The 21063-nt window shown below is 69.7% G+C and carries 20 protein-coding genes and 1 pseudogene; 8 read left to right on the top strand and 13 right to left on the bottom strand.

The features are described 5' to 3' along the window. Nucleotides 1-8: 8 nt before the first annotated feature. Entirely contained in the window at nucleotides 9-689 is a 681-nt protein-coding gene (locus POF73_RS11625) for a CatB-related O-acetyltransferase (RefSeq protein ID WP_272114543.1), read from the bottom strand. Nucleotides 690-766: 77 nt separating this feature from the next. Between POF73_RS11625 and POF73_RS11620 the strand changes: the two genes are divergently transcribed. The 3 genes from POF73_RS11620 to POF73_RS11610 all read left to right on the top strand — a co-directional run bounded on the left by POF73_RS11620 (nucleotide 767) and on the right by POF73_RS11610 (nucleotide 2749). Continuing rightward, complete coding sequence (locus POF73_RS11620; RefSeq protein ID WP_272114542.1) at nucleotides 767-1618, top strand: SDR family oxidoreductase; 852 nt, start codon at nucleotides 767-769, stop codon at nucleotides 1616-1618. A gap of 78 nt (nucleotides 1619-1696) precedes the next feature. Continuing rightward, nucleotides 1697-2152: a GNAT family N-acetyltransferase gene (locus tag POF73_RS11615; protein WP_272114541.1), complete on the top strand. Its 456-nt coding sequence runs from the start codon at nucleotides 1697-1699 to the stop codon at nucleotides 2150-2152. 54 nt (nucleotides 2153-2206) lie between these two features. Then, nucleotides 2207-2749: an MOSC domain-containing protein gene (locus POF73_RS11610; RefSeq protein WP_272114540.1), complete on the top strand. Its 543-nt coding sequence runs from the start codon at nucleotides 2207-2209 to the stop codon at nucleotides 2747-2749. A gap of 29 nt (nucleotides 2750-2778) precedes the next feature. On the opposite strand, the gene POF73_RS11605 is transcribed toward POF73_RS11610, so the two are convergent. Both POF73_RS11605 and POF73_RS11600 read right to left on the bottom strand, forming a co-directional pair. Beyond that, nucleotides 2779-3336, bottom strand: coding sequence for a GNAT family N-acetyltransferase (locus tag POF73_RS11605; protein WP_272114539.1), 558 nt, complete (start codon nucleotides 3334-3336; stop codon nucleotides 2779-2781). A gap of 32 nt (nucleotides 3337-3368) precedes the next feature. Further along, entirely contained in the window at nucleotides 3369-4070 is a 702-nt protein-coding gene (locus tag POF73_RS11600) for an HAD family hydrolase (protein WP_272114538.1), read from the bottom strand. Nucleotides 4071-4239: 169 nt separating this feature from the next. On the opposite strand from POF73_RS11600, the gene POF73_RS11595 reads away from it, so the two are divergent. Further along, nucleotides 4240-5670: a GNAT family N-acetyltransferase gene (locus tag POF73_RS11595; protein ID WP_272114537.1), complete on the top strand. Its 1431-nt coding sequence runs from the start codon at nucleotides 4240-4242 to the stop codon at nucleotides 5668-5670. A gap of 19 nt (nucleotides 5671-5689) precedes the next feature. On the opposite strand, the gene POF73_RS11590 is transcribed toward POF73_RS11595, so the two are convergent. Then, nucleotides 5690-6259, bottom strand: a complete 570-nt coding sequence (locus POF73_RS11590) for a DUF5753 domain-containing protein (RefSeq protein WP_272114536.1) — start codon at nucleotides 6257-6259, stop codon at nucleotides 5690-5692. A gap of 133 nt (nucleotides 6260-6392) precedes the next feature. Between POF73_RS11590 and POF73_RS11585 the strand changes: the two genes are divergently transcribed. Then, nucleotides 6393-6827 carry a VOC family protein gene (locus POF73_RS11585; RefSeq protein WP_272114534.1) on the top strand — a complete coding sequence of 145 codons (435 nt, stop codon included), beginning with the start codon at nucleotides 6393-6395 and terminating at the stop codon, nucleotides 6825-6827. Between the two features lie 69 nt (nucleotides 6828-6896). Here the strand turns inward: POF73_RS11585 and POF73_RS11580 are convergent. Continuing rightward, nucleotides 6897-7544 (bottom strand): annotated as a pseudogene (locus POF73_RS11580) (transposase); the annotation flags it as partial. Nucleotides 7545-7568: 24 nt separating this feature from the next. Here POF73_RS11580 and POF73_RS11575 point away from each other — a divergent pair. After that, on the top strand, nucleotides 7569-7796 hold the full coding sequence (locus POF73_RS11575; RefSeq protein WP_272114533.1) for a hypothetical protein: 228 nt from the start codon (nucleotides 7569-7571) through the stop codon (nucleotides 7794-7796). On the opposite strand, the gene POF73_RS11570 is transcribed toward POF73_RS11575, so the two are convergent. From POF73_RS11570 to POF73_RS11555, 3 genes are all read right to left on the bottom strand, one after another. Then, nucleotides 7783-7980, bottom strand: a complete 198-nt coding sequence (locus POF73_RS11570; protein ID WP_272114532.1) for a DUF397 domain-containing protein — start codon at nucleotides 7978-7980, stop codon at nucleotides 7783-7785. The genes POF73_RS11575 and POF73_RS11570 overlap by 14 nt on opposite strands. Before the next feature lie 342 nt (nucleotides 7981-8322). Continuing rightward, nucleotides 8323-10389 (bottom strand): PA14 domain-containing protein, encoded by a 2067-nt coding sequence (locus POF73_RS11560; protein ID WP_272114531.1) that lies wholly within the window; start codon nucleotides 10387-10389, stop codon nucleotides 8323-8325. Nucleotides 10390-10393: 4 nt separating this feature from the next. Next, entirely contained in the window at nucleotides 10394-12442 is a 2049-nt protein-coding gene (locus POF73_RS11555; RefSeq protein ID WP_272114530.1) for a fibronectin type III domain-containing protein, read from the bottom strand. Nucleotides 12443-12875: 433 nt separating this feature from the next. Between POF73_RS11555 and POF73_RS11550 the strand changes: the two genes are divergently transcribed. Continuing rightward, on the top strand, nucleotides 12876-14003 hold the full coding sequence (locus POF73_RS11550; RefSeq protein ID WP_272114529.1) for a sugar ABC transporter substrate-binding protein: 1128 nt from the start codon (nucleotides 12876-12878) through the stop codon (nucleotides 14001-14003). Between the two features lie 12 nt (nucleotides 14004-14015). Here the strand turns inward: POF73_RS11550 and POF73_RS11545 are convergent, their stop codons facing one another. From POF73_RS11545 to POF73_RS11535, 3 genes are read right to left on the bottom strand one after another with little or no spacing between them, the layout of a single operon-like run. After that, on the bottom strand, nucleotides 14016-14870 hold the full coding sequence (locus POF73_RS11545; RefSeq protein ID WP_272114528.1) for a transglutaminase family protein: 855 nt from the start codon (nucleotides 14868-14870) through the stop codon (nucleotides 14016-14018). 1 nt (nucleotide 14871) lies between these two features. Continuing rightward, nucleotides 14872-15804 (bottom strand): alpha-E domain-containing protein, encoded by a 933-nt coding sequence (locus POF73_RS11540; RefSeq protein WP_272114527.1) that lies wholly within the window; start codon nucleotides 15802-15804, stop codon nucleotides 14872-14874. Continuing rightward, nucleotides 15801-17345, bottom strand: a complete 1545-nt coding sequence (locus POF73_RS11535; RefSeq protein ID WP_272114526.1) for a circularly permuted type 2 ATP-grasp protein — start codon at nucleotides 17343-17345, stop codon at nucleotides 15801-15803. The genes POF73_RS11540 and POF73_RS11535 overlap by 4 nt, the downstream gene beginning before the upstream one ends. A 430-nt stretch (nucleotides 17346-17775) precedes the next feature. Between POF73_RS11535 and POF73_RS11530 the strand changes: the two genes are divergently transcribed. Then, nucleotides 17776-18882, top strand: coding sequence for a helix-turn-helix transcriptional regulator (locus POF73_RS11530; protein ID WP_272114525.1), 1107 nt, complete (start codon nucleotides 17776-17778; stop codon nucleotides 18880-18882). Here POF73_RS11530 and POF73_RS11525 read toward each other — a convergent pair. Together POF73_RS11525 and POF73_RS11520 are read right to left on the bottom strand one after the other, a co-directional pair. Next, nucleotides 18824-19828 carry a helix-turn-helix transcriptional regulator gene (locus tag POF73_RS11525; RefSeq protein WP_272114523.1) on the bottom strand — a complete coding sequence of 335 codons (1005 nt, stop codon included), beginning with the start codon at nucleotides 19826-19828 and terminating at the stop codon, nucleotides 18824-18826. The genes POF73_RS11530 and POF73_RS11525 overlap by 59 nt on opposite strands. Next, complete coding sequence (locus POF73_RS11520) at nucleotides 19825-20865, bottom strand: helix-turn-helix transcriptional regulator (RefSeq protein WP_272114522.1); 1041 nt, start codon at nucleotides 20863-20865, stop codon at nucleotides 19825-19827. The genes POF73_RS11525 and POF73_RS11520 overlap by 4 nt, the downstream gene beginning before the upstream one ends. Between the last annotated feature and the right edge of the window lie 198 nt (nucleotides 20866-21063).

Raw genomic sequence — 21063 nt, 5'->3', positions numbered from 1 at the left:
GAGCCTCTTCAGCCGGAGCCGGAGCCGGAGCCGGAACCCGGACCGGGAGCGGCATCCGGGGCGGCGGCCTCCAGTTCGGCGATGCTGCCGGACATGATCGTCCGCACGTGCTCGGTGATGTGTTCCGCGGGCCAGTCCCACCAGGCCACGGCCAGCAGCCGGGCGATGTCCTGCTCGCTGTAGCGGGTGCGGATGAGATGGGCCGGGTTGCCGCCGACGATGCCGTAGTCGGGCACGTCGCCGGTGACCACGGCGCCGGAGGCGACGATCGCGCCGTGTCCGATCCGTACGCCGGGCATGACCGTGGTGCCGTGGCCGAACCAGACGTCGTTGCCGACGACGGTGTCGCCTCGGTTGGGCAACCCGGTGAGCAGGTCGAAGTGTTCGGCCCAGGATCCGCCCATGGTGGGGAACGGGAACGTGGAGGGGCCGTCCATCCGGTGGTTGGCGCCGTTCATGATGAACCGCACGCCGGTGCCCAGCGCGCAGAACTTGCCGATGACCAGCTTCTCGGGCCCGTAGTGGTAGAGCACGTTGCGCGTCTCGAACGCCGTCGGGTCGTCCGGGTCGTCGTAGTACGAGTACTCGCCGACATCGATCAGCGGGGACTTCACGAGCGGCTTGAGCAGCACCACGCGGGGCTGCTCGGGCATCGGGTGGAGGACGGTCGGGTCGGCAGGCACTGGCATGGGGAGGGGTTCCTCCGGGGGGGGCGGCGGGTCGGGGCTTTGACCTCAAGTCTGATCGAGGTCCTAACGTCCCCCGCATGATTCTCGTGACCGGAGCGACCGGAAACATAGGCAGCGCCCTCCTGAAGGAACTCCGGAGAGCCGGTGCCGGACCAGTGCGGGGGCTCACCCGGGATGCCGCGCGGGCCGTGTTCCCGGAAGGGGTTGAGGCGGTCGAGGCCGACTTCGCCCTGACCACTTCACGGAGGTCCGGTTCACTGAAGTCGGCGCTGGACGGGGTGCGTTCGCTGTTCCTGCTGTCGCGGCTCGGCCCGGACGCCGAGATCCTCGATGCCGCGCTGCAGGCAGGGGTGGACCATGTGGTGCTGGTGTCGTCCATCACCGTACAGACGCATCCGCACCTGGGCCCGGCCGCGGAGAACCTGGCCGTCGAGCGCATGCTCCAGGACAGCGGCGGCCTGGCCTGGACGATCCTGCGGCCGACGCAGTTCGCGTCGAACGCCCTGTGGTGGGCGGATGCGATCCGTGCGGGCGAGGCGGTCCGTGTGCCCTTCGCGGACGTCGGTCTGCCCACGATCCACCCCGCGGACATCGCCTCGGTGGCCCGGGCGGCGCTGACCGAGCCGGGCCATCGGGGGCAGACGTACGCCCTGACCGGCCCGGAGCGGATCACGCCCCGGCAGCAGGTCGAGGTCATCGCGGACGTACTGGGCCGGGAGGTGCCGTTCGACGAGATCGGCCGGGGCGAGGCGCACCGTGGCATGGCCGCCTTCCTGGGGGACGAAGTCGCGGACGCCGTCCTCGATGTGACGGGCGGCGACGTGAACGACGAACTGCTCACGGTGCGCGACACGGTTCCCCGGATCGTCGGGGCCCCGGCCAGGACGTTCCGCCAGTGGGCGGCGGAGCATGCCGCCGCTTTCCGCTGAGCAGCGACCGGTCCCGGGCCGGGGCCCGTGCCGCAAAAGAAGGGGCGCACAGCCGGGACTCGGTGCAATAGTGCGGCGATGACCGCAGATCATGAGCCCGCCGTGCCCTCCTTGCGGGTCGGCGGGGAGGACGAGGAACTCTCCCGACGGCTCGACCAGGAGCTGACCGCGTTCAACGCCCGGGCCACCGGCGCCGGTGAACCCGTCGAGTTCTCGGTCCGGGCCGCCGACGCCGCGGGCGAACTCGCCGGAGGGCTCACAGGGTGGTTCTGGGGCAGCCTGTGCGGCATCGAGATGCTGTGGGTCCGGGAGGACCAGCGTCACGAGGGCTGGGGGACGAGGCTCATGCGGGAGGCCGAGGCGGCGGCGGGGCGGCGCGGGTGCACCGACATCCTCGTCTCGTCGTACTCCTTCCAGGCGCCCGGTTTCTACAAGCGGCTGGGGTATCGGGAGACGGGGCGCCTCAATGGCGTGCCGGGGGGTCACCAGGACGTTTACCTGCAGAAGACGGTGGGCGTGGCTGCTACGCCCTGAAGATCGAGCGTTAGGCTCGCGGCTGGTCACTGTTACCGAAGAGGGGGATCCGACATGAGCGGAAGCGTGACGGCGGTCAGCAGCAACGGGGAGTACTCGTTCACCAAGCCGAACCGGGACAGCATCAGACTGCTCGCCGGGCTCGGTGTGGAGGGTGACGTGCACTCCGGTGTGACGGTCAAGCACCGCTCGCGCGTCGCGCAGAACCCCGACCAGCCGAATCTGCGCCAGGTCCACCTCATTCATGAGGAGCTCTTCGGCGAGGTCGGCGAAGAAGGGTTCAAGGTGGCGCCCGGCGAACTCGGCGAGAACATCACCACGCGCGGCATCGATCTGCTTGGTCTGCCGGTCGGCACATTGCTGCGCATAGGCGACTCCGCGGTCCTGGAAGTAACCGGCCTGCGCAATCCCTGTCTCCAGATCGACAACTTCCAGGACGGCCTGCTGAAGCAGGTCGTCGGCCGGGACGAGGCGGGGAACATCGTGCACAAAGCCGGAATCATGAGCATCGTGAGGGAAGGCGGCGTGGTGCGTCCCGGCGACACCATCGAAGCGGAACTCCCCGCTGGCCCGCACAAGCCGCTGGAGCGGGTGTGAGGCAGCTGGAGCGGGCGTGAGGCAGCGATCTACGAGGTGGGCTCTTTGAGCTCTTTGGGCTCTGCCTGTCCCACCGGCCGAAGCTCCTTCTCCATCAGCGTGAAGGACTTGGGCGCCCCGCCCGGTTGGGGCTTGCCCTCCTTGTGGCCGACGACGCGGTAACCGGCGTCGCGGTAGTAGGTGGTGAGCGGGGCGTTGCCGGCCAGACAGTCCAGGCGTACGCGGGTGCGGCCCGTCGCGGCCACCCGGCGTTCCGCGGCCGTCAGCAGCAGCCGACCCGCCCCGGGCGCGGCGACCTCCCGGTCCACCATGAGCCGGTGCACATATCCGGCGACGGGCGGCTGCGGGCCCCAGGCCGCCTCGTCGTCCCACCACAGCTCCCACGCACCCGCGATACGCCCGTCGGCCTCCGCGAGCCAGACCTCGCCCCGCGCCATGATCCGGCGGAAGTGGTCCTCGTCCAACTCCCCCGGCTGCCACTGCCCGGTGATGCCACGGGCCAGCATCCAGCGGGCCGCGCCGTCGCGGAGGCGGACGAGGTCCGCGAGATCGGCCTCGGCGGCCGGGCGGACACGTAGATCAGTCATTCTGCGATCCTCGCCGGTCAGTTCGGGACGGTTCACTGCGGGACGGTCGCTGCTGCCTCTGTCGCCTCCGCCGCGAGATCCCCACGGTGCTCCGACACGAAGCGACGGATGTGCGGGACCGCCTCCCGCAGAGTGACGAAGTGGCGGTGTACGCCCTCCACCGCGTCGTCGGCGTTCACGCCCCACACCGTCATCCCGGCGCGCAGCCCGGACCGCACTCCGGAGGGGGCGTCCTCGATGACCAGGCAGTCCCCCGGCTCGGCGCCGAGCTGAGCGGCGGCCCGCAGATAGGGCACGGGAGAGGGCTTGCCCTCCTCGACGGCGGCCGCGTCCACGATCACGTCCGGCACCGGCAGGCCCGTCCGCAGGAAACGGCCACGCACCCGGTGCTCGTAGTTCGACGTCACCAACGCCCAGGCCGCCGACGGCAGGCTGTGCAGCAGCTCCGCCGCGCCGTCGAACGCCGCGTAGACGCCGGACCGTACGTCCTCGTCCTCCAGCGCGTGCAGCAGGGCGAGACATTCGTCCGGATCGTGGTCCGCGGCGACCTGGGCGAACGTCTCCATCGGCCGTGTCCGCAGAGCCACTTGATAGACCTCGTCGGCATCCAGCCCGTACCGCTCCGCCCAAGTGGCCCAGACCCGACGCTGGTTGCTCACCGCGTCGATCAGCGTGCCGTCGACATCGAACAGGACGTACTTCGGGCGGCCCGGCCGGGCAGGTTCAGAGGTCACGTATCGATCATGCCAGCCTGCTTGATCTCGCCGACATCACCTCGGAAGCCGACGTGACCGGCTCGGGCTCGGACGGCCGTAATTCGTTTGACCTGGCCACGGGGCAACGCTGCACTGTGGCGGGGCGCCACGGGGTGTGGGGCCGGTATCCCGGGAGGCAGCGGCAGCGATGGAGATCCGTCCCACGACAGACCAGGACTTCGACGTCTTCGTCGACACCCTCCATGCCGCGTTCGGGCGCTTCCCGGAGACGCCGACCAACGGCGGCGGGGTGTGGTGGGCAGCGCTCGAAATCGACCGCGGCCTGCTCGCGCTCACGGCGGACGGGCGGCCCGTCGGCACCGCCGGTGCGTACTCCTTCGAGCTCACCCTGCCCGGCGAGACCGTCGTCCCGGCCGCCGGAGTGAGCGTCGTCGGCGTCCTGCCCTCGCACCGACGCCAGGGCGTGCTCAGCGCGATGATGCGCCATCAGCTCACCGAGCTGCGGTCCCGAGGGGAGTTCCTCTCCGTACTGCTGGCCTCGGAGGCCGTGATCTACCGCCGCTTCGGCTACGGCCCGGCGACCTACACACAGCGGCTGACGGTGCCGCGCCACCGGGCCGCCCTCGCGGTCCCCCGGGCGAGCGGACCGGCCGACACCTCGGCCGCCGGTCCGTCCACAGACTCGGACACTGGCTCGGGTTCGGACACTGGCTCGGGTTCGGACGCCGGCTCGGGCTCGGACGCCGGCTCGGGCTCGGGCTCGGACACTGGCTCGGGTTCGGACGCCGGCTCGGGTTCGGACGCCGGCTCGGGCTCGGACACGGGCTCGGGCTCGGACACGGGCTCGGGCTCGGACACGGGCTCGGGCTCGGACACCGGCTCGGTCGAGCTGTTGCGGCGTGCCGAGTGCGGCGAGCTCCTGGAGGAGGTCTACGACCGGTACCGCCGCGCACAGCCCGGCGCGCTGTCCCGGCCGCACCGCTGGTGGACCCAGGGCGCGGGGCAGCCCCCGGTCTCCCCGGCGCCGCGCTACGTCGCCGTCCACCGTGACACCGACGGTGTCCCCGACGGATACGCCAGCTACTCGCTGGGCGAGAACAACACCCTGACCGTCGACGAGACCATCGCCACCGACGACGCCGTCTTCACGGCCCTGGCCCGGTTCGTGCTCGGACACGACCTGGTCAGTCAGGTCGTCTTCAAGCACGTCCCGCCCGGGCACCCGCTGCGCTGGCAGCTCGCGGACTTCCGCGCCGGCCAGGTGAGCGAGGACACCGACTGGCTCTGGGTACGGCTGCTGGACATCCCGCGTGCGCTGACCGCGCGTGGCTGGTTCACGGACGGCGAGCTCGTCCTCGACGTCGACGACCCGTTCCTCGGCGAGCACGGCCGCTACCTGCTGACCGTCCGGGACGGCAAGGCCGACTGCGCCCCGACGGACCGTGCCCCCGACCTGTCCCTGGACGTGACCGACCTGGGCTCGATCTACCTCGGCGGCACCGCCCCCAGCACCCTCGTACGCGCCGGACACATCCGGTCCCACCACCCGGCCGCGGCCCCCCTCGCCGACGCCCTGTTCCGCGCCGACCGCGCGCCACACTGCCTGCACTGGTTCTGACGTGAGGGCGGCGGAGCAGTCACGCATTGCTCCAGAAGGTCAACGCCTTGCTGATCAATGCCTTGGCGGCGTCCTCGTAACATGCGGCAGTGCGGAGGGCGGTGAACGCCTTGTTGCGGAGGGCGAGTTCGTCGGGGTCGGTGATGTCCACGCCGGTGGAGACGAGTTCATAGCGAGCCCGTTCATCTCCGTACATGTTGAAGCCGGGGAAGGGAACCGCGTCTACCTCTGCGGTGGTGGGAAGCACGCCGAGAGTGACAGAGGGCAGGTCGATGTCGCGGAGAAGGCGTTCCATCTGTCCGCTCATCACCGCCGGCCCGCCGACGTTCGTGTACAGGGCCTGTTCGCCGAGGATCACGTCATAGTGGTGCTCACCGTCGTACAGCACTTGCTGACGTTCCATCCGTTTGGCGACGCCGGCCGGAACGTCGTTGGGAATGCCGAGGAACTCCACGACCCGCCGGAGGATCACCGTCGCGTATTCCTCGGTCTGGAGCGTTCCCCAAGGGTTGTCCCGCAACTGATCTTGGTCCGAAGGTGGTTCGTGCAGGACTGGATCCTGGGGACCGCCGGGGCGCTCCGCCGCCACGGTCGCGTCGTTCTCCTGGACTGTTCGGTTTGATCACTTGGTCTCCGAGGCGGCCCAGATGCGACGGGTGGCGGGCGGATCCGCCTGGGGAAATGAGCGGCAGGGTCACCCTGCTGCGCGGTACGGTGCGCCGATGTCAGAGATCAAGAAGTTCCAAGTCACCTTTGACTGCGCAGAACCTGAGCGTCTCGCCCGCTTCTGGTGTGAAGTGTTGGGGTACGTCATGCCGCCGCCACCTGAGGGGTTCACCGCCTGGGACGATTTCAACCGCACCCTGCCTCCTGAGAAGCAGGGATCATGGTTCGCCTGCAGTGATCCCTCAGGTGTGGGCCCGCGTCTGTTCTTCCAGCGCGTCCCGGAAGGCAAGATCGTCAAGAATCGGGTGCATCTCGACGTCCGGGTCGGGACCGGGCTCGTGGGTGACGAGCGCCTCGCCGCGCTCGAAGCCGAGTGCGCACGACTGGTCGCGCTCGGTGCGACCCACGTGCAAACGCTGTATGCCGATGAGGAAAACGAGTCGTGCATCCCGATGCTGGACATCGAGGGCAACGAGTTCTGTATCGACTGAACATTCTTCGAGCCGGGGAGGCGGGGAGCCACCTCCCTTGGGCCTCTCTGGTCTCGCATGGGGCGGGAGTTACCCCGCGAGGGCGAGGTTGTGCAGCCGGGCGATGCCGAGCATGGCAGTGTGAACGGCGTCGCCTTTCAGGCGGCAGTCACGAAGGATCTTCCATGCCTTCATCCGCGCGAAGACGTGCTCGACACGGGCCCGGACCTTGCGGTGTGAGGCGTTGTGCTCCTCTTTCCAAGCTGGCAGTTCGGCCTGGCCGCATTCACGGCGGTGCGGAATGAGCAGACCGGTGCCCCGATAGCCGCCGTCCGCGATGACCGTGGCCCGGCCGACGGCGGCCTTCGCACCGGAAAGTTCCCATGCCTTGCAATCGTTGCGGTTGCCGGGCAGCGGCCGGCCGACGGCGACGACGAGTTGGGAGTCAGCGTCGATGACGACCTGGTGATTGGTGGAGTACCGGTAGTTCTTCGACTGCTCGGCGACGGTGTGGTCACGCGTCGGGACCAGGGTGCCGTCCACGATCAACACAGCGTCCTTGCGGAACCGCTTGCGCTGCTGGAGCGCGAGCGACGGCCCAAGGTGGTCGATGATGCGGTCGGCCGCCGACTTCGACACCCCAAACAACGGGGCGAGCTGGCGCAGGGTGAGGTTCGTGCGCCAGTACGCGGCGACCAGCAGGACCCGCTCCTCCAGCGGCAGACTCCAGGGCCGGCCCGCCGTCCTAATGTGGATCTCAGGGTGCTACCGCTGTCGGCCCTGGTCTCCGAGATTCCGTTCAACACCTTCACGGTCTACGACACCACCGTGGCGACGTTGGAGGTCTTCACCGGGCGGGTGGTGCTGCGCGAGGCGGCCGATGTCACCCACTACGACCGAATCTTCGACCACTTTGCCGAGCGCGCGCCTGCGGGAGACGCGGCGAGGGAATTGCTCGCCGAATGGGCCGGGATTCTCACGGTCGGCTGATGACAGGCCCGGCCTTGAGGCTCCGCAGGAGCGCGGCGAGGCCCTCGGGAGCCGCGGCCAGGATGACGTCAGGGGTGTCGCTCTCGCGGAGGCGGATCGTTCCGTCGGGGGCGGTGGCGACGTTGAGGCAGTTACCTTCGGGGCCGCCGCTGTACGACGACTTCTGCCAGTGCAGTTCGGGCATCGGGGCCTCCTCAGAGGGTGTAGAGCACATGCTGGACAAGGGCCAGCGAGTCCTTCACCGAGTGAGGTGCGGCCCATCGGCCGACCGTATCCGCAAGCGCCGCGAATACGCCCGCGCCGGCATCCCCCTCCACGTCCTCATCGACGACCTACGACAGCCAGGGCACCGTCACCCTCTTCACCACCCCCCGCCCCGACGAGGCCGACTGGGCGGACATCCGCCGCGTCCCCTACGGCACCGACGTCACCATCCCCGAAGGCCCCGCCACGGGCTTCGTGATCGGTGAGGGGATCACAGGCCCGAGGCGGGGGTGAAGCGGGGCTGAGGCAGGCCGACCGGAGGTCAGAGCAGGTCCGGGCGGATCCTCCACGGGTGCGCGGGCAGCGTCTCCGTGCCGTCGGGCAGGACGCCGACCACCCGGTAGTAGGAGATGGACCCGAGTGGCTGGGTGGCGTCGGTGAAGGACTGGTAGTAGTCGGTCGTCGGCGCGGCCGTACCCAGCAGCTCGTAGCTCTGGGTCTCCTCGTTCCAGCGGCTGACCCGGTACTCCGTGATCCGGGCGCAGACGTCGCCTTCGCAGTGCCACTGCACCGGACGGGCCGTCTCGGAGACCGTCCAGCCGCCGCCACCCCACAGCGGGCCGCCCGCCTCGTAGTCCTTGCCGATCGGCTCGCCCGGGGCGATGTTCAGTTCCGTGGCGGTGACGATGGGGGCGGACGGGTCGTTCGCGGAGAGCCTGTTGCCCCAGACGTCCTCGGCGATCACCGTGTAGACGTAGCTCTCGCCGTCGGGGGTGTCGATGCAGAGCATGGCCAGCGGGTCCTCGTCGCTGTCGACGCAGTTCACCAGCCCCCCGCCCCACTTCACCGTGCCGTCGGCCTGGCGTACGCCGCGCAGGGCGCGGTAGGAGGCGACGTCGGTGTCGGCCGGGGCGTTCCAGCGCAGTTCCATGCCGTCGGCGCGGGGCGTGGCCGTCAGGCCGGTGAGGGGGAGCGGGGCGACGCGGTCGGCCGTGGTGACGGTGACCGGGTCGGAGGGGGCGGAGCGGTTGCCCTGCCAGTCGGTGAGGAAGACCTCGTAGGTGTAAGTGGTGTCGGGCTCGAACTCGTCGTCGGAGCACGTGAACGTGTACTCGTGCGCGGCGGTGTCGAGGGACTCGTTCACGGCGCAGTTCACGAACCCGGTGTCCACGTCCGGTGAGGTGGACGAGCGCAAGACGGTGAAGCGGGCGTCGTTGAGGAGCTCGTCCGCGGTGGGGTTCTGCGGCGCGTTCCACGTCAGGTACACCGTGGACGACGTCACCTTCGCCCGCAGGTTCTCCGGTGCGTCCGGGGGCGTCCGGTCGATGCCGTCGGACGTGACGGGCGCCGAGTACGCGCCCGCGTTCCCGGCCGAGTCCAGGGCCCGGACCACGTACGTGTGCAGTGTCTTGTTGTGGCCCACGTCGTGGACGTAGGACGTGCCGGTGAGCTGCTTGACCAGAGTGGGGGAGCCGGTCGCCGGGTCCTTCTCGAACAGTTCGTAGGAGGCCGCGCCCGGCACCGCGTCCCAGCCGAGCATCATGCCCCACAGGTCGCCGTGCGCGGTGAGCCCCGTGGGCGCGGCCGGGCCCGTGCGGTCGACCGTCGTCACGCCCTGATCGGCGGTACCGGCCGACTCGTTGCCCGCCCTGTCGTAGGCGCGGATCTCGTAGTAGTACGTCTCACCGGTCGGCGGCGGGGTGTCCACCCACGAGGTGGCGGCGGTCGTCGCGAGCGGCTTGCTCGGATATGCGCCGCCCTGCAGGCGTCGGTAGACCCGGTAGCCCGCGAGGTCCATCTCCTGGTTCTTCGCCCAGGTGAGCTTCGTCTTCCCGGTGGCCTTGTCGTACGACACCGAAGTCCCGGTCGGGACAAGCGGCTTGACCGTGTCGACCGTCGCCGAGGTCCTCGGCGTGTAGCCGAACTTGACCTTGGCGCTGCCCGTCCAGTTGACGTAGTCCACGCGCAGGGTGTGCTTGCCGGCGGGGACGGTGACGTTGACCGTCTTCGCGACGCTCGTCGAGACGTTCTTCCAGATGTCGATCTTGCGGGCGCCGTCGACGTAGACGCGTATGCCGTCCAGGCCCGAGGCGGAGAGCGCGAACGGCCCGCCCGAGCCGAAGTCGCGCGTCACCGTCCAGCGGACGCCGAAGTTGTCGCGCGGCAGGCCGGTGGCCGGGGCGGACGTGCCCCAGTTCTGGTCGATCGTCGTGTCGCAGTCGGTCTTCTTCGGGGTGCCGGAGAAGGTGGTGTTCGCGAAGAACTGGCGCTTGTAGACCGGGGACGTGCAGCTCACGGCCGCCGACGCCGGGGCGGCCACGGCCGTGAGGAGGCCGCCGGTCGTGGCGAGTACGACCGCCGTGGCGGTCAGGTTCAGACAGGGCCTCATCGGATCACGTCCCGCTCGGCAGGGACACGCTGGAGTCCACGTTGCTGAAGGTCTCCGAGCCGTCGGCCGCGACGACCGAGAGCAGGTAGTAGACCGTCGTTCCGGTGGGGATCGTGGTGTCGGTGTAGTTGGTGGTGGTCGGCGCCAGCGGTACGTCGGTCACCCGCGCGTAGGTGCTCGTCGCGCGGTCCCAGCGGTAGACGTTGATGCCGGCGGCCTCCGTGGCCACCGAGTCGGCGCACTCGATGTACATGCCGCCGTGGTCGCCGTACGTCGTGTAGGTGAGCAGGGAGCAGGGCGCGGTGTCCTCGGGGGCGGTCGTCGGCCGGAGGTCGAGCTCGGTGACGGTGACTTTCGAGACGGGGCCGCTCCAGTCCGGGATGTCCGTCTCGTCCTGGTAGGTAAGGGAGTTGCCGTAGGCGTCGACGGCCACGACGATGTACGTCCTCGTCTCGCCGTCCGCCGCCGACGGGCCCACGACGAACTCGGACGTGCCCGCGGGCACCGTGCCGAGGTACTCCGGCTCGCAGCAGGACCGGTCCTCGTAGACCCAGTACTTCTCCAGGTCCGCCGCCGTGCTGTCCGCCCAGTCCAGCTTGACGCCGTACTCCAGCGGCTCGGCGGTCAGGCCGGTCACCGGCGGGGGCGGGGTCTCGTCGCCGGGCCGGGTGACGGTGAGTTCGGCGGAGCCGGTGGACCAGCGGCCGGCCGTGTTCTTCCGGGTCATCACGTAGTGGTAGGTGGTGCCCTGGTCGCCGTCGTAGTCGGTGCAGCTGCGCACGGTGTTGCCGGACGCGTCCGCACTGGTCTTCCGGCTGCGGCAGTCGGTGAGGTTGTCGTAGGTCAGGGCCACCGGCGAGGCCGTGGAGCGGTAGACGTCGTAGTCGGCGGTGTTGCCGCCGGCAGGCTCGGTCCAGGTGAACACCGCGCCCCAACTCGGCACCGTCGCCGTCACGTTCTGCGGCGGGGTGATGGTCCGGGTGCTGCGTACGACGTTGGAGACGGCTGCGTTGCCGGCCGCGTCGATCGCGCTGACCTTGTAGTCGTAGGCGCGGCCGTAGGTGGCCGAGGTGTCCGTGTAGCCGGGGGTGGTGATGTCGGCGAGCACGCTGTACGTGGTCGTCGTCGGCGTCTTGCGGAAGACCCGGTAGGTGACCGCGTCCTCGGAGGCCGTCCAGGAGAGGTTGTTGGACGCCTCGACGGCCTCAGCGGTCAGGACCGGTGCGGCGGGCGCGGTGCGGTCCGGGGTGTTGACGGGGCCCGCGTCGGCGGTGCCGGTGGACTCGTTGCCGGCCTTGTCGTAGGCGCGGACCTCGTAGTAGTAGGACTTCCCCGTCATCGGCACGCTGTCGTTGACGCTCGTGCCGGTCGTCGTGGCCACTCGCGTCCAGGCACTCGTGCCCTGCACACGCCGGTAGACGCGATAGCCGGCGAGGTCCATCTCCTTGTTCTTCGCCCAGGAGAGCGCGACGATCGGGCCGTTCTCCGCGTCGGCGGCGTAGTCGTCCCAGGTGAGGCCGGCCGGGGTGAGGGGCTTGACCTTGTCGACGGTGGCCGAGGTGCGCGGGGCGTACGTGAACTTGACGTTGGCGTTGCCGGTCCAGTTGACGTAGTCGACACGCAGGGTGTGCTTGCCGGCGGGGACGGTGACGTTGACGGTCTTGCTCACCGTCGACGAGACGTTTTTCCAGACGTCTGTCTTGCGGCTGCCGTCGAGGTAGACGCGGATGCCGTCCTGGGTGGCGGCCGTTAGCGCGAAGGGGCCGCCGGAGCCGAAGTCGCGGGTCACGGTCCAGCGGACGCCGAAGTTGTTCGTCGGCAGACCGGAGGCGGGTGCGTTGGCGCCCCAGTTCTGGTCGATGACGCTGTCGCAGTCCGTCTTCTTCGGAGTCCCGGAGAAGGCCGTGTTCGCGAAGAACTGGCGCTTGTAGACCGGCGAGTTGCAGGTCGTCGCGGCGGCGGAGGGTGCGGCGACGGCGGTGAGCAGGCCACCCGAGGTGGCGAGCACGACAGCGGCGGCGGCCGCGGTGGTCGTGCGTCTGGCTGGGTTCATTGATTCCTCGGACGTGATCGTCGTTGGCCGGGGAAGGCTGGCGACGATCACGACTCATGGACGGGCCCATGGGTTGTACGCGCCTTCCCCTGACTTTCAGGCGGCCGTGGTGGCGGTCGCGGGTGTGGCTGGGATTGTTCGATCCTCTGGTCGAGTGAGGGACGGCGCAGCGAACACGCTCATGATCACCACTCGGGAGGAATGGCATGGCTTGTACTGATCTTGGTCGCCCGTTCGTTCAAGGTTTGATGAACGGGATGTAATGGGTGTTTGGAGAGGTTCCGTCATGTCTTTACATGCACAGCGGAGCGTGGTGTTGCGCACTCGTTAAGTAGTTCCGCTTGACGCTGGGGGGCGACGGCGCGTTGGCTTTTCAGTCATCTGGGCGCAATGGCGCGCCCGAGTCCCGAAGGCACCAGAAGTGAGCTCCTCTATGCGTCCCATGCGCCCCACGCGTCGTATCGCCACCGCCGTGGCCGCCGCGTCCACGATGACCCTTTCGCTGGCCGCGTGCGGGGCGCTGGGCGTCAGCGGGGACAGCTCCGAGGCGAGCCCCACCAAGGGCAACGACGTCACCGTGGGGCTGCTGCTGCCGGAGACGGCGAACACGCGCTACGACAAGTTCGACTACCCCATCATCCGGAACAAGGTGATGGAGCTCACCAACAAGCAGGGCAAGGTCGACTACCTGAACGCGGACGCGAGCGCGTCCAAGCAGGCGGAGCAGCTGCAGCAGATGGTCGACGACCAGGTCGACGTGATCCTGCTGGACGCGGTCGACGCGCACGCGATCGCCGAGGGCGTGCAGAAGGCGAAGGACGCCGGGATTCCGGTCATCGCCTACGACCGCCTGGCCGAGGGGCCGATCGACGCGTACGTCTCCTTCGACAACGAACTGGTCGGCGAGGTCCAGGCCCGAAGCCTCCTGGAGGCCATGGGGGAGGTCGACTCCTCCGACAAGATCGTCATGATGAACGGCTCGCCCACCGACCCGAACGCCAAGCAGTTCAAGGCGGGCGCCCTCTCCGAACTCAGCGGCACGGTGGACATCGCCAAGTCGTACGACACCAAGGACTGGAAGCCGGAGAACGCGCAGGCCAACATGGCCCAGGCGATCAAGTCGATCGGCGTGAACAACCTCAAGGGCGTCTACGCCGCCAACGACGGCATGGCCGGCGGCATCATCAAGGCCCTGGAGGCCGCGGGCGTGACCAACCTGCCGCCGATCACGGGGCAGGACGCCGAACTGGACGCCGTCCAGCGGATCGTGTCCGGCGAGCAGTTCATGAGCGTGTACAAGTCGTACCCGCAGGAGGCCGAGAGCGCCGCGCAGATGGCCGTCGCCAAGGTCCAGGGCAAGGACATCCAGTTCGACTCCCTCACCCAGGACCAGGTCGACAGTCCGACCGCCAAGAACATCCCGGCCCTGCTGGTCCCCGTGGTCGCCCTGACCCGGAAGAACATCGAGGAGACGGTCGTCGCCGACGGCATCTATCAGCTGGGCGACATCTGCACGGCCAAGTACAAGGCGGACTGCGCTTCCATCGGGCTCGGCAAGTAGGACGCCGCGCGTTCACGCCACCCGTGTGAACTCCACCGTCACCTCCGGCGGTCCGCCCGGAACGCCCCGGTAGATCCCTTTGTGCGGAGTGACATCGTCGTAGTCGCGCCCTCGCCCGACCACGACGTGGGACTCGTCGGCCCGCGTCCGGTTGGTGGGGTCGTAGCCGCACCAGTCGTCCGCCCAGTACTCGATCCAGGCGTGGCTCTGGCCGGCCACCGGGCGGTGCAGTTCCGCCTCGCGGTCGGGGTGGAGGTAGCCCGAGACATAGCGGGTCGGGAGCCCCAGGCCGCGCAGCAGGGCGATGGTGAGGTGGGCGATGTCCTGGCAGACGCCCGCCGACTGCTCCCAGGCCTCGGCGGCGGACGTGTTCACGCCCGTGGTGCCGGGGAGGTAGGCCACCCGGTCGGCGACCAGCGAGGACACGGCGACGGCCGCCTCGTGCGGGTCGAGGCCGGCCGTGACATCGCGGGCCCGCTCGATCAGCCCGGCGGGGACCGTCGTACGGGCCGTGGGGTTGATGTACTCCGCCAGTCGCGAGTTCGCCGTCCGCTCGGCGAGCCCCCGCCATGTGGGCGCCTCGGGGAGCGGGCCCGCCGGGTGGGTCTCGACCAGGCTGGAGGCCGTGATGGTGAGGTGGCCGTGCGGGTCCATCAGATCGAAGCCGGTGACCTGGGTGCCCCAGTAGTCCCAGTACGACCAGGTGGGGGTCGACGGGTTGACGGTGACCCGGGCGTCCAGGGTGGTCTGGCCGGGGAGGGTCAGCGGGGTCATCCGGACCTCGTTGTGGGACGAGGCCGCCGGCTGGGCGTACGCGACCTTCGTGAGGTGCTTGATGCGCAGACGACGAGTTCCCTGGGTGGTCATCTCACGCTCCTTCCTGGGCCCACTCGACGGGCCCCTGGTACGGGAAGAACCGGTCGGCCACCGCGTCCGCCGAGGTCATGCAGGACTGCTGCAAGTCCCGTAGCAGCGCGGGCAGCTGGTCCTCCAGGGCGTGTGTGTCCAGGTATTCCAGGCGGGTGCGCATCCGGCCGATCGGGCGGCGCGCCGGATCCTGGCGGGGCCGGCCCAGCGCGGTGAGGCACTCCTCCGCCGTGGTCAGTGCGTGCAGCGCCGAGCGCGGGAAGTCCCGGTCCAGCAGCAGGAATTCGGCCACCCGAGGGGTGTCCCCGAAGCCGCTGTACACGCGCGCGTACGCCTCGTCGGCGCCGGACGCGCTCAGCAGGGTCGGCCAGTCCGGCGCGTGGGCGGCGTCCAGCACCCGCACCGACAGCAGCCGTACGGTCATGTCCACCCGCTCCAGACTCCGGCCCAGCACGACGAAGCGCCAGCTGTCGTCCCGGCTCATCGTCGAGTCGGCGAGACCGAAGAAGAGCGCGGCCCGGCGGCGGACCAGTTCCAGGTACGCGTACGGCCCCGTCCGTCTGGCCGCGAGCCGCTGGTCCGCGAGCGCGTGCCACGTCGAGTTCAGGCACTCCCACATCTCGGAGGAGACGGCCTCGCGGGCGCTGCGCGCGTTCAGCCGGGCAGCGCCCAGCGCGCCCTCGATCGACCCGGTCGAGCGGGCGTCGAAGGCCAGCTGGTCGAGCACCTGCTGCATGTCCACCGGTGCCCCGCCCGCGTCCATCCCGAGGATCGCGTACAGCGACCGGCAGGCGACGTCCTCGTCGCGCCAGGGATCCTCCAGCATGCGGTGCAGGTAGGCGTCGAGGATGCGGCCCGTGGCGTCGGCACGCTCGACGTAACGCCCGGTCCAGGTCAGGGATTCGGCGATACGGGAGAGGATCACGTCGTTCACTGCTGCTGCGCTCCTTCCTGTACGACGGCGGGGGTGCCGTCGGGTCCGAGCTGACGCGGTGCGACCTTCAGGAGCTCTCCGGCGCTCGGCGTCCCCGGGGACTGCGCCGGCCCCTCGGCCAGCACCCAGGTGTCCTTGGAGCCGCCGCCCTGGCTGGAGTTGACGATCAGGTTGCCCTCCTGGAGGGCGACGCGGGTGAGGCCGCCGGGCAGCACCCAGACATCGTTGCCGTCGTTGACCGCGAAGGGGCGCAGATCGATGTGGCGTGGTGCCATGCGCTCGCCCGCGAGGGTGGGGGAGGTGGACAGGGCGACGGGCCGTTGGGCGATGAAGCCGCGCGGGTCGGCGATGACGGCTTTGCGAGTGCGTTCGATCGTCTCGCGGTCGGCCTTGGGGCCGATGACGATGCCCTGGCCGCCGGCGCCGTCGACGGGCTTGATGACCAGCTGCTCGATCTGGTCGAGGACGGCCTCCAACTGGCCCGGCTCGTCAGGGCGGTAGGACTCGACGTTGGGGAGGATCGGCTCCTCGCCGAGGTAGTAGCGGACGAGGTCCGGGACGTAGGTGTAGAGGAGCTTGTCGTCGGCGATGCCGTTCCCCACGGCGTTCGCGAGTGTGACGTTGCCGGCCATGGCCGCGCTGAGGATGCCCGGACAGCCGATCACCGAGTCGGGGCGGAAGTGGAGGGGGTCGAGGAAGTCGTCGTCCAGCCGCCGGTATACGACATGGACGGGGACCTCGCCACGTGTCGTGCGCATCCACACGCGGTTGTTGCGGCACACCAGGTCGTGCCCCTCGACGAGCTGCACACCCATCAGCCGGGCCAGCAGGGCGTGTTCGAAGTAGGCGGCGTTGTTGGGCCCGGGGGTGAGCACGACGACGCGCGGATCCCCGGTCCCGTCCGGCGCGGCGGCGCGCAGTGCGGCGAGCAGCTTCTGCGTGTAGCCGTCGACGGGCAGGACGTGCTGCTCGGCGAAGAGGGAGGGGAAGATCCGGGTCATGGCACGCCGGTTCTCGATCACGTACGAGACCCCGCTGGGGACCCGCACATTGTCCTCCAGGACCCGGAAGTCCCCGGCCTCGTCCCGTACGAGGTCGATCCCGGCGACATGGATCCGGACCCCGCCCGGTGGCTCGATCCCGTGGGCCGCCCGGTGGAAGTGCGGGGAGTTGAGCAGCAGCCGCCAGGGCACGACGCCGTCCTCGAAGGCGCGGGCGGGCCCGTAGGCGTCGGCGAGGTAGGCCTCCAGGGCCCTGACCCGCTGACTCACCCCGCGTTGTATGAGATCCCATTCCAGGGCGTCGAGGATGCGGGGCACGAGGTCCAGCGGCCAGGGCCGCTCCTCGCCCGCGAAGGCGTAGGTCACGCCGCGGTCGGTGAACGCGCGGGCCATCTGGTCGGCCCGGAACCTGAGTTCACTCGGGGCGATCGGCTGAAGTGCAGCCAGCACCGGCTCATAGGCGGTCCTGACCTCACCCGGCCGATCGAACATCTCGTCCCACGCGTCGGCCAGCGCGTATGCGTCAAATATGTCCGCCATGGCCTGACGTTAAGCGCGGCGCGTAACGCGGTGATCACTGGGGGATTTCCGGGAGATGCCAGGCGGAAGGGCCGCGTCCGGACGTGAGGCACTTTGCTGCGCACAGGGCAAAGGGCTGGATCGACACCCCCAGCTTGTTGCAACTCGAAGGACGGAGGCTAGGAAATAATTGGGCATACCGGTGCTTTACGGCGCCCACCCCGCCCGGAGCCGTGTTGCGGAGCACGGCCGGTCCGCGCATAGTTGCGCTGCGGAAGCGCGAGCGAACTCGGCTCAGTCGTCACCCTTCCCGTCGTCCGCCCGAAGGGCTGTGCATGGTGGGCCCCTCGACCAGGGCCATGCCCTGCCGGGGCGTCCCGGTGACGGTGTCGGCACCGCGCTCCAGCAGCGGGCGAGCCGGCGAGAGGCAAGAACCGGGGGTGGATGGGCGATGGCCGGGCACGGGACGGAGGAGCATCCACACGGTGCCGACCGACTGTGCGAGGCCGGGGATCGCGTGTATTCCCGGGCCGTACGGCGTGGCCGTGTGCCCCGCCGGGACGCGGAGCCGGTGCCCTGTCTGCTGGAGCTGGCCCTGCTGCACCCCGATCCCGACGACATGGACTGGCTGGTGCCGACCTCCCCGCAGGAGGTCATGACGCGGCTGCTGCGCGGTGTGTACGACGAGGTCAGCGCGAGCCAGCGGCGGGTGGGCTCGGCGGTGTCGGCGTTCGAGTGGTACGCCGGGCTGGGCCCCATGTCGGCGCAGGCGTCCGGCGCGGAGGGCACGGCGATCCGGGTGCTGGACGGCGCCTCCCGCATCCAGGGGGCCCTCGACGCGGCGACCGAGGCGTGCACCACGGAGGTGCTGACCGTGCAGCCCGGCGGCATCCGCCCCGAGCACGAGCTGACCGAGGGGCTGCACCGGGCGATGGCGCTGCGCGGGCGGGGCGTGCGGATGCGGGACCTGTACACCCATGTGGCCCGGCACGGCCAGGGACTGCTCAACTACCTTGAGCTGATGGGCGATTCGGTCGAGGCCCGCACGCTGGACGAGGTGATCGACCGGCTGATCCTCTTCGACCGCACGGTCGCCTTCATTCCCGCGAACGCCGACCGCACCCTCGCGCTGGAGCTGCGGCACCCGGCCCTGGTGCACTACCTGCTGACCGTGTTCGAGCGGCTGTGGCGACTGGCCATCCCGCTGACGGCGCCCCTCCCCGACACCGGCATCGAGGGCATCTCCCATCGCGAACAGTCCATCGCCGCGCTGCTCGCCGAGGGACACCAGGACGCGGTGATCGCGGAACGGCTCGGGATCAGCGTCCGTACCTGCCGGGCGCACATCGCACGGCTGTCGGAGACGCTGGGCGCGGCGAGCCGTACGCAACTCGGGGTCCGTATCGCTCAGGTGGGCCTGGACCGGCCGCGGGCGTCGTCCTCCGAGGCCGCGGTGATCAGCGTCGCCGGCGTGCCGGGGATACCGGGACCGTCCGGCGTCAGCGGGATTCCAGGGGGCCCCGGGGCTCCCGGTCGAGAATCCCCGACCGGCCGATGAGATAACCGAGTTGGGCCCGGCTCTCACTGCCCAGCGTCGCCGCGAGCTTGGCGATGTGGACGCGCGCGGTGCGGATGTTCATGCCGAGCCGGTCGGCGATGACGGCGTCGGTGTGGCCCTCGATGAGCAGGGCGGCTATGGCACGCTGACGCGGGGTCACGCCGTTGAGGGTGGGCTGCCGGACGGTCTCGGGGTGCATGGGGGTGGCCAGGCGCCACAGGCGGGCGAACACCGTCGCCAGGTAGGTCACGATCGCCGGGTGCCGCAGCTCCAGCGCGAGGGTGCGGTCCGCGTTCGCGGGGATGAAGGCGACGGTGCGGTCGATGACGAGGAGACGCTCGGTCACCTCGTCCAGGGTGCGGGCCTCCACGTCGCCCTTCAGGTGCTCGTAACGGGCCAGCAGCATGGGCATGTGCCGCGTGGTGTGCTGGTAGAGGGACCTGATCCGACCGCCGCGGTCCAGGAACGACTGGTCGCGTTCCATGGCCTGGGCATGGAGTTCCGGGGAGATGCCGATGTAGGTGTGGTGGGGCTGGACGGTGAGCATCTCCGTGGTGGCCTCCACCATCGCCTGGGTGACGGTGCGGTTGATCGCGCCGATCCCGCTCAGCAGGCGGACGTCGGCGTGCGCCGCGGGATCGGGGCCGGGCTCGGCGAGGGCGAGCAGCGGCTCGAACGCCTCGGTCAGCCGTGTCTCGGTACGGCGCTGCCGGGCGATGTCCTCGGCGATGCCGCGCAGCAGCCTCGGCAGGGCCAGCGCGGGAGGGAGCGGGCGCAGGGCACGCGGGTCGTCGGCGTCCGGGCGGAGCAGCCCCGAGTGCAGCAGACACGGCACCGGCGCGGCGTCCGGCACCTGCACACCGCCCTCACGCAGCGCGCGGGCGTACAGCGCCAGGCCCGCGGCGCACACCTCTTCCGCCGGGTGGCCATGCGCCTGTGCGGTCACGCGTGACCCTCTCCCCCTGACGGCCGGTGATCCTGGTTCAGGATCCCCGACTGGGCTATGAGGAAGCCGAGTTGAGCCCGGCTGCCGCTGCCCAGGGCCGTGGCCAGCTTGGCTATGTGGGCGCGGCAGGTGCGTACGTTCATGCCGAGGCGCCGGGCGATTGCCTCGTCGACGTGGCCTTCCACGAGGAGCTTGGCGATGGAGTGCTGGATGTCGGTGATGCCGTCCGGGTCGGTCTCGTACGGCGTACCCGCCTGCAGCGGTACCGCGCGCGTCCACATGAACTCGAAGACCTTGATCAGATAGCGGACCAGACCCGGGTGACGGAGTTCCAGGGCCACCTGACGGTCGTCCCGTATGGGGATGAAGGCGACGGTCTCGTCGCAGATGATGAGGCGCTCGACGAGCTCGTCGATGGTGCGGTACTCGACCTTGCCGTCGGCGAACCGGTCCATGTAGGCGAGCCGGTCGGGTATGTAGCGCGCCGTGTGCTGGTAGAGGGTCCGGATCCGCACCCCGCGGTCGATCAGCGGCTTGTCGCGCTCCAGGGCCTCCAGGAGCCGGTTCTCGGGGCTTGCGCGACCGCTCGGCTGGACCGCGAGCACCTCGGTCTGGCACTGGGCCGTCGCCAGGTCGAGAGCAGTGTTGATGCGGTCGAGGCCCTCCAGCACGGTGATCGCGTGGGTGGGGGCGGCGTCCTGGGCGCCGAGGGCCATGAATGGCTCGAAGACCTCGGCGATTTCGATGGACATACGCCGTTGCGCGGTGATCTCGCGCTCGATCGGATTGAGCCGCTGGGCGAGCGCGAGCGACGGGGGAACCGGTCGCAACCATTGCGCGTCGTCGGGATCGGGGTGGAGGAGGGCGAACTCCATCAGGCACGGAGCAGGCTCGACATCCGCCCGCAGAATGCGTCCTGTGCGCAGGGCGGTCGCGTAGAGACGGCTCCCTTCCTCACACAGCTCGGTAACCGCATGGGGATGTGTCACCTTAGTCCGATTTGTTGTCAAATCTCCACCCCCCAGGGTCCTGAACATGCAGGAACATGATGCACCGATCGTGTGGCCATGACGTGCCTGAATGAGCCATCGTCTTATCCGACGGGGGAAGAGGGGACCTTCAAGTGAGGACGAAGCCGACTATGCGTAAGAGAATGCTTCGCTCGGTACTTGTTGCCGCCTTCTCCGCCGTTGTGGCCTTCGGAACGCTGGCGGGCCTCTCCGGTGCGAAGAGTG

It is taken from the genome of Streptomyces sp. HD, from assembly GCF_028369295.1.
Taxonomy (GTDB): Bacteria; Actinomycetota; Actinomycetes; order Streptomycetales; family Streptomycetaceae; genus Streptomyces.
Note: the sequence above shows the minus strand (reverse complement) of the source record. Positions and strands in the feature narration are given on the sequence as shown.

What these genes read in the sequence shown, in the direction of transcription:
- POF73_RS11625 (WP_272114543.1), bottom strand. Translation starts at nt 689, where the DNA reads ATGCCAGTGCCTGCCGACCCGACCGTCCTCCACCCGATGCCCGAGCAG.
- POF73_RS11620 (WP_272114542.1), top strand. Translation starts at nt 767, where the DNA reads ATGATTCTCGTGACCGGAGCGACCGGAAACATAGGCAGCGCCCTCCTG.
- POF73_RS11615 (WP_272114541.1), top strand. Translation starts at nt 1,697, where the DNA reads ATGACCGCAGATCATGAGCCCGCCGTGCCCTCCTTGCGGGTCGGCGGG.
- POF73_RS11610 (WP_272114540.1), top strand. Translation starts at nt 2,207, where the DNA reads ATGAGCGGAAGCGTGACGGCGGTCAGCAGCAACGGGGAGTACTCGTTC.
- POF73_RS11605 (WP_272114539.1), bottom strand. Translation starts at nt 3,336, where the DNA reads ATGACTGATCTACGTGTCCGCCCGGCCGCCGAGGCCGATCTCGCGGAC.
- POF73_RS11595 (WP_272114537.1), top strand. Translation starts at nt 4,240, where the DNA reads ATGGAGATCCGTCCCACGACAGACCAGGACTTCGACGTCTTCGTCGAC.
- POF73_RS11585 (WP_272114534.1), top strand. Translation starts at nt 6,393, where the DNA reads ATGTCAGAGATCAAGAAGTTCCAAGTCACCTTTGACTGCGCAGAACCT.
- POF73_RS11570 (WP_272114532.1), bottom strand. Translation starts at nt 7,980, where the DNA reads ATGCCCGAACTGCACTGGCAGAAGTCGTCGTACAGCGGCGGCCCCGAA.
- POF73_RS11560 (WP_272114531.1), bottom strand. Translation starts at nt 10,389, where the DNA reads ATGAGGCCCTGTCTGAACCTGACCGCCACGGCGGTCGTACTCGCCACG.
- POF73_RS11555 (WP_272114530.1), bottom strand. Translation starts at nt 12,442, where the DNA reads ATGAACCCAGCCAGACGCACGACCACCGCGGCCGCCGCCGCTGTCGTG.
- POF73_RS11550 (WP_272114529.1), top strand. Translation starts at nt 12,876, where the DNA reads ATGCGTCCCATGCGCCCCACGCGTCGTATCGCCACCGCCGTGGCCGCC.
- POF73_RS11545 (WP_272114528.1), bottom strand. Translation starts at nt 14,870, where the DNA reads ATGACCACCCAGGGAACTCGTCGTCTGCGCATCAAGCACCTCACGAAG.
- POF73_RS11535 (WP_272114526.1), bottom strand. Translation starts at nt 17,345, where the DNA reads ATGGCGGACATATTTGACGCATACGCGCTGGCCGACGCGTGGGACGAG.
- POF73_RS11530 (WP_272114525.1), top strand. Translation starts at nt 17,776, where the DNA reads ATGGCCGGGCACGGGACGGAGGAGCATCCACACGGTGCCGACCGACTG.
- POF73_RS11520 (WP_272114522.1), bottom strand. Translation starts at nt 20,865, where the DNA reads ATGTTCAGGACCCTGGGGGGTGGAGATTTGACAACAAATCGGACTAAG.